The sequence below is a fragment of the Terrimonas sp. genome, from assembly GCF_003075435.1.
In the GTDB taxonomy this organism is placed as follows: domain Bacteria; phylum Bacteroidota; class Bacteroidia; order Chitinophagales; family Chitinophagaceae; genus Agriterribacter.
The window spans coordinates 1-12,871 of record NZ_QCZJ01000049.1; the positions used below are offsets into that span (position 1 = coordinate 1).

12 protein-coding genes are annotated in these 12,871 nt (G+C 42.2%); 2 read left to right on the plus strand and 10 right to left on the minus strand.

What is annotated here, in order from left to right; genetic code table 11:
- Both DC498_RS25280 and DC498_RS25285 read right to left on the minus strand, forming a co-directional pair.
- A partial coding sequence (locus DC498_RS25280; protein WP_116876912.1) for a toprim domain-containing protein occupies positions 1 to 1,035 on the minus strand: 1,035 nt, incomplete at its 3' end.
- Positions 1,035 to 1,238 (minus strand): SymE family type I addiction module toxin, encoded by a 204-nt coding sequence (locus DC498_RS25285; RefSeq protein WP_116876913.1) that lies wholly within the window; start codon positions 1,236 to 1,238, stop codon positions 1,035 to 1,037. The genes DC498_RS25280 and DC498_RS25285, both read right to left, overlap by 1 nt.
- A gap of 152 nt (positions 1,239 to 1,390) precedes the next feature.
- On the opposite strand from DC498_RS25285, the gene DC498_RS25290 reads away from it, so the two are divergent.
- A complete protein-coding gene (locus tag DC498_RS25290; protein WP_116876914.1) occupies positions 1,391 to 1,732 on the plus strand; it encodes a helix-turn-helix domain-containing protein in 342 nt (113 codons plus the stop codon).
- Positions 1,733 to 1,784: 52 nt separating this feature from the next.
- Here DC498_RS25290 and DC498_RS25295 read toward each other — a convergent pair whose 3' ends face one another.
- The 6 genes from DC498_RS25295 to DC498_RS25320 all read right to left on the minus strand — a co-directional run bounded on the left by DC498_RS25295 (position 1,785) and on the right by DC498_RS25320 (position 8,406).
- Positions 1,785 to 2,234 (minus strand): hypothetical protein, encoded by a 450-nt coding sequence (locus DC498_RS25295; RefSeq protein WP_116876915.1) that lies wholly within the window; start codon positions 2,232 to 2,234, stop codon positions 1,785 to 1,787.
- Positions 2,234 to 3,178: an RHS repeat-associated core domain-containing protein gene (locus DC498_RS25300; protein ID WP_116876916.1), complete on the minus strand. Its 945-nt coding sequence runs from the start codon at positions 3,176 to 3,178 to the stop codon at positions 2,234 to 2,236. The genes DC498_RS25295 and DC498_RS25300 overlap by 1 nt, the downstream gene beginning before the upstream one ends.
- 937 nt (positions 3,179 to 4,115) lie before the next feature.
- A complete protein-coding gene (locus DC498_RS25305) occupies positions 4,116 to 4,742 on the minus strand; it encodes a JAB domain-containing protein (RefSeq protein WP_116876917.1) in 627 nt (208 codons plus the stop codon).
- Positions 4,743 to 4,792: 50 nt separating this feature from the next.
- Positions 4,793 to 5,758 carry a tyrosine-type recombinase/integrase gene (locus tag DC498_RS25310; RefSeq protein ID WP_116876918.1) on the minus strand — a complete coding sequence of 322 codons (966 nt, stop codon included), beginning with the start codon at positions 5,756 to 5,758 and terminating at the stop codon, positions 4,793 to 4,795.
- Entirely contained in the window at positions 5,745 to 6,716 is a 972-nt protein-coding gene (locus DC498_RS25315; RefSeq protein WP_116876919.1) for a tyrosine-type recombinase/integrase, read from the minus strand. Before DC498_RS25315 ends, DC498_RS25310 begins: the two co-directional genes overlap by 14 nt.
- A gap of 52 nt (positions 6,717 to 6,768) precedes the next feature.
- A complete protein-coding gene (locus DC498_RS25320; RefSeq protein WP_206197746.1) occupies positions 6,769 to 8,406 on the minus strand; it encodes a hypothetical protein in 1,638 nt (545 codons plus the stop codon).
- A 160-nt stretch (positions 8,407 to 8,566) separates the two neighbouring features.
- On the opposite strand from DC498_RS25320, the gene DC498_RS25325 reads away from it, so the two are divergent.
- The gene (locus DC498_RS25325) at positions 8,567 to 8,923 is read left to right on the plus strand and encodes a helix-turn-helix domain-containing protein (protein WP_116876920.1); all 357 of its coding nucleotides are present in this window, start codon (positions 8,567 to 8,569) and stop codon (positions 8,921 to 8,923) included.
- Between the two features lie 113 nt (positions 8,924 to 9,036).
- On the opposite strand, the gene DC498_RS25330 is transcribed toward DC498_RS25325, so the two are convergent.
- Together DC498_RS25330 and DC498_RS25335 are read right to left on the minus strand one after the other, a co-directional pair.
- Positions 9,037 to 9,477, minus strand: coding sequence for a DUF4304 domain-containing protein (locus tag DC498_RS25330; RefSeq protein ID WP_116876921.1), 441 nt, complete (start codon positions 9,475 to 9,477; stop codon positions 9,037 to 9,039).
- Between the two features lies 1 nt (position 9,478).
- On the minus strand, positions 9,479 to 12,871 hold a 3,393-nt coding region (locus DC498_RS25335; RefSeq protein ID WP_304575554.1), incomplete at its 5' end, for an RHS repeat-associated core domain-containing protein.

Genomic DNA, 12,871 nt, shown 5'->3' on the forward strand with positions numbered 1-12,871 from the left:
CAATACACTGTTTACATCTTCCCCGGATGGCAGGTGTGTACGTGCAATGCGTACATGAGGCAGCAATGTATATAACGCATGTGCATGTTTGTGTGTGGCTGCTTCGCCGGCTTCGTCTGCATCAAGCGTCAGGATGATTTCTTCAAGCTGCGGTAGCGCTGTTATTGCTTTGATGTGTTCATCAGTTAAACCATTCGTTCCATATAATGATAAAACACTGTACTGCTCTGTGATTGCCTGTTGTTGCAGCAGGCTTGCTGCATCAATAATGCTTTCAACAAGTATCAGCTTCTTTGTAGTTAATGCAGGATAACCAGGGTACAACCCCGAACGATTACTTAAATAAAAATGGCGTGAAGCGTGGGCTTCACCCTCTCCACCCGTGGAGAGGGACGGGGTGAGGATACTGCGACCATATAGCGATATAATTTTTCCCTCCTGGTTCTTTAACGGGAAGATAATGCAGTCCTTTGCCCATGTGCTGTAACCGCCGGCCGGCTTTGGTTTTAATAAGCCGTATTGCTCACAGCTTTTTATAAAATGTGGTTCATTTAATTTATGATGCCAGTCGCCGGAGTTGTAACCCGCTTCATGCGCTTTATAGTTAATGGCTCTGCCTTCTAAATAATCAACCGATTTTTTTGATAACGGTAAGGCTTTGGTAAAGTATTTAAACAGCTTGGTTAGGACTGCTTCCTTAGCCTCCCTAAATCCCTCCAAAGGAGGGACTTTTGAACCTGCCGCTATAAAGAGCTTTGCCGGTTCATTGCCGTTGATGAGTGATGCTGCTTTGGTTAATGCTTCATGTTTGCTGCATTTTTCTTTCAGCTCTATAAACTGTATCGCATCTCCTGTTCCGGCATTGCAGTTGGAAGAAAAACAACACCAGGTATTTGTAGCAGGATAGATTTGCAGTGATGGCGTTTTATCCGGGTGGAAGGGGCATAGCAGCCGGTTATTCTTATCAGGCTTTAACCCGTAGTGCTGCAATACCTGGTAAATGGTAAGCTGCTCTTTGATCTGCCTTAGCTCCATTACTGTGCGGTTTTGATGATGAGTGTATTTTGCTCCACCGTTATCTCCACTGCATCACCCACCTTAAAGCCTGCCTGCTCAAGCCACAGCCCGCTTACGTTCAAACAGGGTACTGCTTTGTAAGTATTACAGAGCCAGCCGCCATGCCCTGCAGGGCGGTTTTTACCGTGCAGCTTTACTCTCCTGATGCGTTCTTTTGCCATGTGGATAAATTTTATAAAATTTTTCTCCCGGAACTATCAGACACAAATGTAATAGATAATTCCAAAACACAATGGAACTATGCTATTTTTTTATGCACTTTAATTACATAATTTTAGGTTTTATTGTAATTATCAGTCAAATACGGTCTTATATGGCATCAAAAACAGGTAAAATCATTGCTGATTTGCGCAAAGCAAAAGACTGGAGCCAGACGGAACTGGCTACCCATAGCGGCGTATCAAGGGAGATGATCGGTAAGTATGAACGCGGCGAAGCCGTGCCGTCTATTGACGCGGCAAAGAAAATCGCGGATGCTTTTGAGGTATCAATGGATTACCTGGTTGGCGAAGGCATCAACGCCAGCTTTGATAAGAAAAACATTAAACGCCTGCAGGATATTGAAAAGCTCGATAGTGATGTAAAGGATAAACTCTACTTCGTTATTGATAACATCATACAAAACACGAAAGCTAAAAAAGCACTCGCTTCGTAAACTACAAAAGCCCGGCACTGCCGGGCTTTTGTAGTTTACGACTAGTTTAATATTATATACCAGACCATTTGGACTCCGTTAGTTCCCACCTATCATTCTTACAAGAATACTCAAATACGACTTTTGCCCCTCCGCCATTAGCAAAATTATAATTACGTTTTTTATACGTGATGGTAAAATCTACTATATGGATTACCAATTTATTATTGGCCAGTGCAGGTATAACTTTCCAAGCATTAACTCCATTTTTTAAGAGCTTCCTATTGTTTTTCGCATATACAGAAATGGGTTTAAACTTAGATTGATCTTTATTCGATAAAAAAATGTAGGGCTGATCATTTTGATCAATTAAATAAATGCCTCCTTTATCTTCAAAATTTTCCATAGAAATTGTCTGCATGATGATTGCAGAATCAATCATTTTTCTATAATCATCTACTCTGTTCTGCCCAAAAGAAGCACAGCTAAGGAAAACTAAAGCTATAAATATTATATGTCTCATTATTTTTTAGGCGTATTTGGAGTGACAAAATATTTCTGCGGTATAGTTGCAATAACACCAGTGTTGTTATACATATACACAACGCCATTGCCTCTAGAAAAAACATATCGTACTTTACTGCCACTATTTTCAATATCTCCACCTGTATTTGAAGGCGCTCTTTGAAAAGAACCTGTAGTTGTAGTACCTCCTATTGTATTAGAACCTGTAGATCCTGTTGAAGCTGTGCCGCTAGGGTGAGAATGGAATGTTGATTGGAAGTCAAAACTAGATATATCAATATGAGCTTTGGAATCTGTTATAGGGTTGGCAACGGGGCCGGCAGGAGATTCTACCACTGTACCATCTAACTTTATAACCCCTCCGTACTCTCTATTATTTGCATCACTTGTTCCGCCTTTACCATTATCTTGATTGACTATATCAACCATACTCTGCCGAGTGCTCGAAGCACCTGCTATTTCAACACTGTTTTTATACGCAATATCATTACCCTCAAAGGCTGCCGTATTACCATCATTTTCCTTAATGAACTTTTCTGTCGCTTTCGCATCATCTTTTGATATACCGGCAGAAGGAGCACCACTATCAAATTTTTTCTGGGTAGTCTTGATAACATATACTTTGCCATCATCCTTACCATCGCTCCCAATCTTTCTTCCGTCTTCATTGATAAAATCTCCATACGGGGCCATTCCATCAGGGTCTATAAATCGGATAGGGTTATTGAACGCATAATTATATGGCGACCATCTTCTCATTTGATCCGCCAACGGATCTATCGCATGCCACCTTCCTATCTGGTTATCATACATCCTTGCTCCGTAATCCAGCCATTCAAGCCCGGAGCCATCTGAGAACTCCTGCCTTTGTTCCTCTTTGCCGTTGTATTTATACTTGTTTTCTGCTATTCCGTTTAAAGCTTTTGATGATATCCCCGCCATAGTAAGTCCGAAGGCGGTGTAATAAGTTCGCACTTTTTACCGCACTTACAGTTTTGCCTGTACAACTACCCAAAAAAAATCCGCTTTTACCTTTAACCCCGTCTCAAAGAACTATAGTAAAAATAATGTTTTATCCCTTTCAATGATGATAATTTTTGCTAAAGGTGAAGGATAAGCAACAGCGCAAAAAAGATATATGATAAGCGTTATGCAGTTGATTAATGATTTACTGCTGACGGTTGTACGGTTGCTCATCAGCGTTACAAAAGCTGAACTTATCGTATATCTTTTTTGTGCAAGCCAACGCCGTTACTATAGCCCGGATATGTTCTGCTGCTCATCGGCGGCGGCAGGCATGTACTAACTCTCCTGCATTTAATAATGACTGTTTAAAGTTCAGGATCTGCTCATCCGGGTTAATATTGATAGTGGCTATAATCAACTGCTGATATATGCACTGTCGCCAGCGCCGCAGGCATCGCCACCGAAGCAGCCAATGAGCAAGCGGGGGGAGTGCCGGAAGCTGTGAGGAACGAACAGCGAAGGCACGACCACAACGTGGCTTTTTTGCGTGGCATGTCAATAAGCGTGGGTCTTGTGCCAGCAAAAAAATAGCATGGGTTCTGTGCCAGTGCCGCTTGCGATGGCAGGTGGCTGCCAGTGGTGGAGCCGCCGCATACCCCACATGCCTGTGCAGTCGTCGGGCTTTGAGCGTTAGCTGGCATGTGAGGGATGCATAGGCGGCGGAGTGAAGGCGAACGAAGCATAGCAAAACCATGACAAAAACGCCGAAGGCTTTTTGGCGTGGTTTTTTGCCTTGGCCGTGAGACCGAACACCTATTGTACTGCTGTTGGGCTTTGTACTTCTGATCACCGGTGACTACTGATGCCGGGCTTTGCTATATCGCTGGCAGGAAGCATGGGCGTTGTGCGATGGCTATATTTTGATGCGTTGGATAACTGTTTTACTTAGTCCGGTGTATTGCATGATCTTTTCAACAGCTTCGCCGTTTTGCTTCATGACTTTTGCCATTGCTTTGGCTTTTTGTTCATTTTCATCTTTTCGTATAGATGCTTCCATTTCTTTGGTCAGTAATTCTTTGAGCTTATACTCCGGTACATATTTTTTACTTTGCCTCAGCTTTTGCAGTAAGCCGCTTTCCATAGAGCTGTAATAGGTTTTTTCAGTGATGATGAGGTGATCTGATATGGACACATTCAGTATCTGCCCGCATTGTATCAACCGGTCGGTAATGTCTTTATCTGCCACCGATGGCACAAGCTCGCCGCTCGGATGATTATGCACCAATACCACGCTTACGGCTCTTTTTTGCAAAGGGACGCTGAACACCTCCATCGGTTCTACCAATACTTTGTTTACACTGCCCAGGCTGATGAGTTCTATATTGAGTATTTTACAGGCGGTATCAAGGCTCACTGTCCAAAAGTGTTCCCGGTTGCGGTCTATCTTGTTTTCACGAAGCAATATGCGTTGCATGATCGTATACAGATCACTAGTGTTCATTACTTTTACCTGCTCTTGTTTTTTCAAGCGTATGTTCATTTTGATAGGCTTTAAAGTTAAGCAAAGGAGAGGTTATTTTCCGGCTCCGCTCAGAAGGGATGATACTTTGTTATGTCTTCTTTGAGATCGTCTAAATTATTGGCTTTATAGGCTTCTGTTGAGCTGATGTAGCGATGCCCTGCCATGATCTGGACTTTACGAAGATTATACAGCTTTATCCAGTGCGTAATTACACTTGCCCTTAACTGCTCTAACGTTTTTACTTTACTGTTCATCTTCTTTAAGTGGCTTAGCAACACAGCGAACAGATTATTTTTATTGTCGCTGTCGCCTAAGTTTAAAAACAAAGCCCCTTCCATCTCCCCCGCAGGGGAAGTGTTACGTTTGTGTTGCAGTATTTGTTTTCTTGTATCATTGATGTAGTCTAATAATTCAAAAACCTGGGGGCTTTCTAACTTCAATGTTCTGTCGTTGCTTCGTTTTGTTCCGGCTATAAAAACTTTTCCTTCCCTTAGTTTTACATCAATGATTTGCAGCTTAATAAGTTCCTCTGTACGCAAGCCCTGGTAAACGATCAGGCCTAATATTATTTTGTTTCTTCTGCGGGCAAGCTGCTGCAACTGCACCGGTGGCGGGCATTTCATAGTGTCGGTTTTTGCTATGGTGATTTCTGTTGTGTAGTTGTCATAAAGATTTTCCAGTTCTTCCATGCTTAACAGCTCATACAATACTCTTCGTTTAATGCCTTTGATCTTAATATTGCTGCATGGGTTATCGCTTGCTTCGCCTTCACTCATCAGCCAGTCAAAGTATTTTTTCAGGTGCAGTATATAATGAGCAATCGTTTTCTTTGCTGTGCATTTGATATTGTAATGCTGTATATAGGCAATAATATCATTGTGGCTTGTTTCGCTGATGTCTGTAATGCCTGCCTGTCCGGTAGGCAGGTTTTCTTTCTCTGCCCACGATAAAAAATATTCCACTGCCTTAATGATGGTGTCTACTGTTTTGCTGCTGTAACCTTTTATTTGCAACCATTCTTTAAACTTGTTCATTATCTTTTTCAGTTATGAGGTGTGTATAGATCTGTGTGCTTTCTAAAGAGCTATGCCCTAAAAATTCTTTGATCTTTTCAAGGCTCATGCCGTGGGCTAAAAGATGTGTTGCAATGGAGTGTCGTAATGTGTGCAAGCCGATTTCTTTTTGCTGCAATGCTGTATCGCTTGTTCTTCCTGCCAGCGCCTGTACATTCAGCATGAGCATTTGACCGCCTAACCGTTTGCCGTTGTGACTTAAAAAAAATGCTTCTTCCCGGTTATCCCTGATCATTAATGGCCTTGCATCGTAGAGGTAAGCTGTAATATGCTCTATTCCTTTTTTGCTCACCGGTACAAAACGTTCTTTATAACCTTTGCCCTTTCGTACATGCACTACTGAACTTTCTATATGGATATCTGTTACATCTAAGTGATAGCCTTCATTCCTGCGCAGGCCACAACCATAAAAGATACTCAGCATGGCCCTATCTCTATGGTTCAGCATCTCGTAAAACTCTCTTGGTTTGGCATGTTTCATTTTATCGGGTATGATTTCTGTTGCTTTGTAGAGGTGCTGTATTTCTGCCTCTGTTAATACCATTGGTTTGTTGTCTATGATTTCTTCCTGTTTAATGTTCAGCATGGGTATTTGCAGTTTGCCTGTTTGCCTTAGGTACTCAACGAACTTTCGTAATGCCTGTAAATTTTTATTCAGGTGCTTATTGCTCAACGTGCCTGCATCGTGTAAATAATTCTTTCTTTGCCGCAGTTCATTGTAATAGTAGTCTGTTATAGCTTCACTCGTGATATGGCTTAATTCGGTCTTATTACGGCGCTCAAGCCAGTTTAATAAGCCCCGTATCTGTATCGGCATATAGTATACCGCCTGCCATGAGTAACCCAATATATCTAACCACTCCTTAAAGCTTTTCTCTATGTACTGGTACGGCGCTGCCGTTACGGGTAATCGTTTCATTTGATAACCGTTTATGTGTTAAAAAAATATTGTGCTTATGCGTTTTACTGTTCTATTGGCTTGCTGCCTCTGAACGCTGTACAGGCTTGTGTTTCATTGAGCCATTTGTTTTCTGGCTCAATAATGGCGCAGTGGCTCTTAGCTGTTGCAGTATGTCGTCTAATACGCTGCTGATTTTGTTTTGCAGTTGTGTATATTCTTCATAGCTCACTATCTCATATAAGTAACCCTGTTTCTTTTCGCTCTGCTGTAATCTGATATAGCCGTTTTGTAATAACTCATTGTGATAACGCCTTACCGTTGTGCCCGGCAGCCTGAGTGCTTTTCGGATATCCTTATTGGTGAAGGTACTTTGCTGCTGCTCCTGCAATAGTTGCTTTAGCTGCTCAAAGTAATTTCTACATGCTCCGCTTAGCTCATCTGCCTTTCTTAATAAAACTTCTTTCATCAGCTTGTTGGCTTCTGCAATATCTTCCGGCGTTGTATGGATGTAAGTTTCACCGGTAGCCGGGTCTGTGTATTTCTCTCTCTGGTACTGGTGATAAAAAGTTACCGCTTCTATGAACTGTAAATAATGTGCATTGGTTCGTCTCGGCTTAAAAACTTCTGTTGGTATCTGTAACAGTTCTGCATAAGGGTTTCTGATTTGTATCGGCTGTAGTAAACGCTGTGTATTTTGTAACAGTTCTTTGATTTGATTTTCCTCCGCAATATTTACCGTTCCTGCACTTTTCTTTCGCTGGTACTGCATAATGTTTTCATCCTGCCGTTTGCTTTCATCAATATAAATCAGGAAGGAACGGTTTGCATTATCTTCATAGATACTTTGCTGTGTGGTGCAGCCGGCAACGGTTACAGGGCCGTTTACTTTAAACATCATGGTTTTGGTTACGCCTTTGCTGTCTTTCTGCGGTACAAGTTTTATAATATGCTTTTTGCTGATCAGCTCACGCAGGGCGTAGAGTACGGTTTCTGCCCCGTCCATGTCTTCTATTAAAATGATCTTGTGCTGCAGATCGTATTCGCCCATGTAGTACAGCGCATTGCTCGTAAAGCTGGTGCTGGGCACTTTATCTTCCTCCGGTATCAGCTCCGCTACTTTTTCCTGTAAATGGCTTTTGCCTGCTCCACTGCTTCCAAAGCTGATAATATGCAAGGGGTTTTCTCTTTTACGACTGGTGAAGATGATGTACATCAACAGCCTGTTGGCTGCTTCACCTATCACGCCTGCTTTGCCGATCAGCTCGTTTGTTCGTTGCATCAGGCTGGGTTGCATCAAAAAATTTATGGCTGCTTCTCTTTCACCGGGCAATAATATTTTTTTCTTTACTTCTCTTGCTGCCTGCTGCTCTTCTATCTGCTGCAACCTGTACAGCTCCAACTGCCTTGTAATATCTGCAATGGCTTTGGTGATCTGCAATGTGCCAACCTCCAACCGTTCTGCTGCTTTGCGTATCAGCTTTTCTACCTGCACATCATTGTATAGATCTAAATTATGGTTTACAGGCAGTGCCGCTATCTCCGGGTTGTTCTGGTAATGCTCGAACTTGCGGTTGATAACCTCTATACGTATCGTTACCCGCAACCTGTCCAGTCCGTCCATGCGGATGCCGCCCAGGATTGTAAAACCTAATTCCTCCGTTACATAAGTGATGGCGTTGGGGTTGCTGGTATCTATTTGTACTGCCATGTGCAAAAGTTTTTTATATAGCGATTTCACTGCAAACATAGTCAATTCACTTTATTTAAAAATACCTATTTCACTACTTTTATTCACATTCGCTACTCATAACCCATATTTTACATGGCTTATTTAATACTTTTACACCCTCATTCAATATATTTTCAGTATGAAGCAGCAACTTTCTGACAGGATTTTAGAGGCAAGAAAAAAGAAAGGGATATCACAACAGGACCTGGGCAAGGTTGCCAAAGTGCATTTCTCTAACGTAGGTAAATATGAACGTGGTGAAGCTATACCGGCTGCAGATATTTTAAACCGTATCGCTAAAGCTTTGGATGTTACGGTTGATTATTTACTGAACGGTACGCTGCAGGATAAAAGCGCCGATGCTATTAACGATGAAGAACTGCTTTCTCAATTCAGAAAAATCGAACAACTCCCGGCAGAAAAAAAGAAACTCGTTAAAGAGTTCCTTGATGCCTTTATCTTTAAAAGTGATTTGCAGAAGCAATTGGCATCATAAAACATAAAAGCCCGGCAATGTTGCCGGGCTGTCAAACTTTAATTTTTAGTATTATTCTCGTAATAACCATAGGCTCAATACAGGATGCTTGCGCTTGCTTGTGAAAATTATCCTTAACCTTCCTCTAATACTACTTTGACCGCTGGAAGTAAGAATATTTCTCCCTTCTCTGATAGTTCTAGTATTCCTGACCTTGATAATACCTTATCGGTGAATGGAACTATAAATTCGCTAAACAACTTTTCTAATGTTTCTTCTCGCTTTTCCTCGCTTATTGAGTCATCTAGGTTTAAAACATCTTTATCCCTTATCTGTTTAGTGATATGGCCCATTGCGCTTTTTATTAAATCTTTATTCGGAGTATATCTTCTTTCAAAAGCGCCTTGAATAAAAACTTTAATATTTAAATAATAACTGTTTGCAAAACTTGATTTCTGTAATTCAAGAATAGCAATACATTCAGCTGTTTCTTTATACCAACCGCCAACCGTCTTTTCAAAACCGTTACTTTTAGCCGCCTTACCAAAAATATTTTTAAACTCTTTGCTATCCATATTAATAGGTATCTAAAACTTTTTGCCATTGAATACCTTTAAATTCAGGCATACTCTGTAATTCCTGTATATAAGTTTGGAGTTGTTTCTCGCCTTGTTGCATAGCCCTTGGATTAAAGGGCTTTAATTCATAAACTGTTTTATTGGTGATATCAAGGAAGTCTATTCGTTTTCCACTTGGTAACCTAAACTCTTTTATCCCATCCATACCAACTTTGTATGCTCTATGCATTTGCTGTCCAAGGGAGGTGCTCGATTTCGTAAATTGAGAAAGCCTTGTTGCAGCTGTTAATTCTGCTGTTCTATTTGCAAGTTGTATACTCCTTACAGCAACATACCCTCTAATTGATAAATATCCCCAACGTAAAGCCATTATTGCCCCGTCCCCTGCCAAAGACCAAGCTATAAGCTCTGCCAACTCTCCTTGCTGACGCCAATATTCATCTCGATCCTCTCTTATTCTTATAGCAACCGGATCAAACGCCAGCCGGATTAAGTTTTGCGTCCTGTCATTATAAGCATCAAAATTAACATCATCTATTCCTCTTCCGGATGCCCGAAATCCATCAACAAGAGCTGATACTGTTGAATAGTTTTGGACATTCTTTTTTGAACTTCCGATTACTACCTCAGAAAGCGTTTTAGTATCTATCCGCTCTGTTTTTCCATTAATTGTGCTATCCTTAAATTCCCTGCCGTCCGGGTCAATAAATTTAATGGGATTATTAGCAGTATAATTATATGGAGATAATGATGGATAAATATCAGCAGAGGGATCCACTGCATGCCACCTCCCTATCTGCGCATCATACATCCTTGCTCCATAATCCAACCATTCAAGCCCTGAACCATCACTAAACTCCTTTCTTTGTTCTTCCTTACCGTTGTACTTAAACTTATTCTCCGGGTTTCCGAACGCTAATGCTTTGCTGGATATTCCGCTCATTGTCAACCCGAACGGATAATAATGCGTCTCTTCCAGTATCGCTCCCCTGGTATGGATCACCTGCAAATTATCAAAGAACACATCAACGGGACTTTCGTTGCTCACATAAATATACACATATCCGTTCTTTGGCGCTGTGATATTTTGCATGTTCGTGGCATCTTCCGTATAATGATCCATCAACTGGTTTACCGTGCCTTTTACCCTGCTGCAGCCTTGTTTTGTTGCCGCAAATTGCTCATCAAAAAACAGGTAGTTGATAAAGGCTCTCGGTATGGTAGTACTGCCTACTGCGGTGGTTTGTAGTGTCTGTAATCCTGTTACCCCGGATGTTGTGTTGGTTAAACTATTCAGGTCTGTTCCTGTTACGCCACCATGCGCTCCTGCCGCTATGCCGCCTGTTGGGCCGCTGAGCATACCGGTCAATATGTCCAGTACCGGGGTAAGCACATTGGCGCCGCTGCCGCCACTGTTGGCTGTTCCCCAGAAGCTTTTGCCATAAATATCTATCCTGTCGCCTGCCATTACTTTTAAAGTAATGCCCAAAGCCATTTTATTTGTTACACCATCCAGCTTATACATTTTAGCGCTGCTTGCCAGCACCACGCTGTTGGGGTTGGGGTTTACCGGTGGGTCGGTGGCTGACCCGGTTAATCCATTCTTGTTTTTATAATCAGGTACTGCGGAAGGTTTGCTTACAATATTGCCTGTATTGGGTATGGTGTAATAATCCTTTTCTTTAAATAAGGCATTGGGACTGCCATCCGTATTGATATCCCCTTCCAGCGTTGCTGCAGGATAGATATCCTGCTTGAACTCATCGGTAAGCACCATTCTTATGTTACCCAGGTGGTCTTTAATAAAATAATCATACACAAAACCCGTAGGGGTATTGGGAGTGGAGGCATTATTGTATTGCGGTCTTATCCTGCCTTCTTCATGGGCTATGAACTGCAGCCTGTCGGTATAGCCCAGCGCTGTGTTAAGCGTGCTGTTGTTGGTATATGCCTTGCTTTCATACACCGCTCCCCCAAGGTAAGTGGTGGTGGTGGTGATACTGATGTTGGTATAGGTGTTACCCCCGTAAGCTACCGTGGCGGCGGTTTCTATGGTTTGTTTGGTAAGCTTTTCTCCGCCGGTGCTGTATACATAGCCAACAGTGCCTTTATCTGTGGTAATGGTTCTGGGCAGCTCAATGGTATTATAGTAAGCTATGGAGTTTATTCCCTTATTAAAATCCGTGGTAAGGCTGCCGTTGCCATTATTGTAATTATAGTCTCCGCTGCTAATGGTGCCGTCTTTAAAATCTCCCAGCTTCCCGTTGTCGCTGCCGGTTATGCCATCGGTAACTTTATATGGTGCATTCTCAAAGGAGTAATAACTATAGGTAAGCTGGTCTATTACAGGCGAGCTGTTAAGTTTTAATCCCTTGCGGTTAAGAGTTTTGACATTGCCGTTATAGTCATAGCTTATGCCGTATTCTGAAAAATCCACCACGCCATTGCTAAAAACGGCCGATGCCCCGGAACCTGATGTGTATTGCCCGAAGTTTGCTGCATTAAGCCGGTTGGCATTATCATAGGTAAAATCATATTTTCTCCTGTGCTGGTCTCCCTCGCTCTTCCACAGCATGCTGCCTATATTACCATTGTATTGTTTATTATCGTTGCTGCCTATGGAAGGGTCTTTATCATAGCCCAGCTCAAGGGCAAAATAACGGTCGCTGTTGGTTGATGCACTGGTATAATCTTTATTGATGGACAGCAGCCAGCCACGTACATTATATACATACTCCTGGTTAGACAGGATGGAACTGGTATAGGCGCCTGTAGCATCCCGCTTGTTGCCCATGGTTTTTCTCTTTAGCTGACCAAGGGCATCGTATATGTTGGTGTTGATCTTAGTCCAGGTGTCGGGCAATTCATTGCTTTCCACCAGTGTATTTTGTATCTTTTTCTGCGTCTGTACAGCTCTGCCAAGATCATCATACCTGATATCCGTAAGGGTAACCGTAGACTGCCCGGTAGTTCCGCTTACGGCCGGCATCTGGTGTTTATATACAATACGCAATGGCTGCCCCACCCAGTTATATTGGGTGGTAACAAGATCACTGCCCGTGCGGAAATTTTTGGTTTTTACCTGTATCACCCTTCCCTTATCATCATAAATATTTACGGTATAAATATAATTCTGGCTGCCCAGTATAAGCTCTCTGGTCCAGGTAACCATTCCTTTTGTCTGAAAAGATTGCACAGGCTCCTGGGGATAGTAAGGAGCAGTATTATAGGTGGTGTAAATGTAATCGTCGGTTTTATAGGTAGCATCAAAGTCTTTGGTAAGCCCGCCGGGTGATGGAATATTATCATAGTCGTCATAATGCCATTCAGCGATCTGGGACCAATGGACATTCAGTGGCGGCTGAGCGTCAAGGGGAAAAGGATAGGCTGT

What these genes read in the sequence shown, in the direction of transcription:
- DC498_RS25285 (WP_116876913.1), bottom strand. Translation starts at nt 1,238, where the DNA reads ATGGCAAAAGAACGCATCAGGAGAGTAAAGCTGCACGGTAAAAACCGC.
- DC498_RS25315 (WP_116876919.1), bottom strand. Translation starts at nt 6,716, where the DNA reads ATGAAACGATTACCCGTAACGGCAGCGCCGTACCAGTACATAGAGAAA.
- DC498_RS25300 (WP_116876916.1), bottom strand. Translation starts at nt 3,178, where the DNA reads ATGGCGGGGATATCATCAAAAGCTTTAAACGGAATAGCAGAAAACAAG.
- DC498_RS25310 (WP_116876918.1), bottom strand. Translation starts at nt 5,758, where the DNA reads ATGAACAAGTTTAAAGAATGGTTGCAAATAAAAGGTTACAGCAGCAAA.
- DC498_RS25305 (WP_116876917.1), bottom strand. Translation starts at nt 4,742, where the DNA reads ATGAACATACGCTTGAAAAAACAAGAGCAGGTAAAAGTAATGAACACT.
- DC498_RS25320 (WP_206197746.1), bottom strand. Translation starts at nt 8,406, where the DNA reads ATGGCAGTACAAATAGATACCAGCAACCCCAACGCCATCACTTATGTA.
- DC498_RS25290 (WP_116876914.1), top strand. Translation starts at nt 1,391, where the DNA reads ATGGCATCAAAAACAGGTAAAATCATTGCTGATTTGCGCAAAGCAAAA.
- DC498_RS25325 (WP_116876920.1), top strand. Translation starts at nt 8,567, where the DNA reads ATGAAGCAGCAACTTTCTGACAGGATTTTAGAGGCAAGAAAAAAGAAA.
- DC498_RS25295 (WP_116876915.1), bottom strand. Translation starts at nt 2,234, where the DNA reads ATGAGACATATAATATTTATAGCTTTAGTTTTCCTTAGCTGTGCTTCT.
- DC498_RS25330 (WP_116876921.1), bottom strand. Translation starts at nt 9,477, where the DNA reads ATGGATAGCAAAGAGTTTAAAAATATTTTTGGTAAGGCGGCTAAAAGT.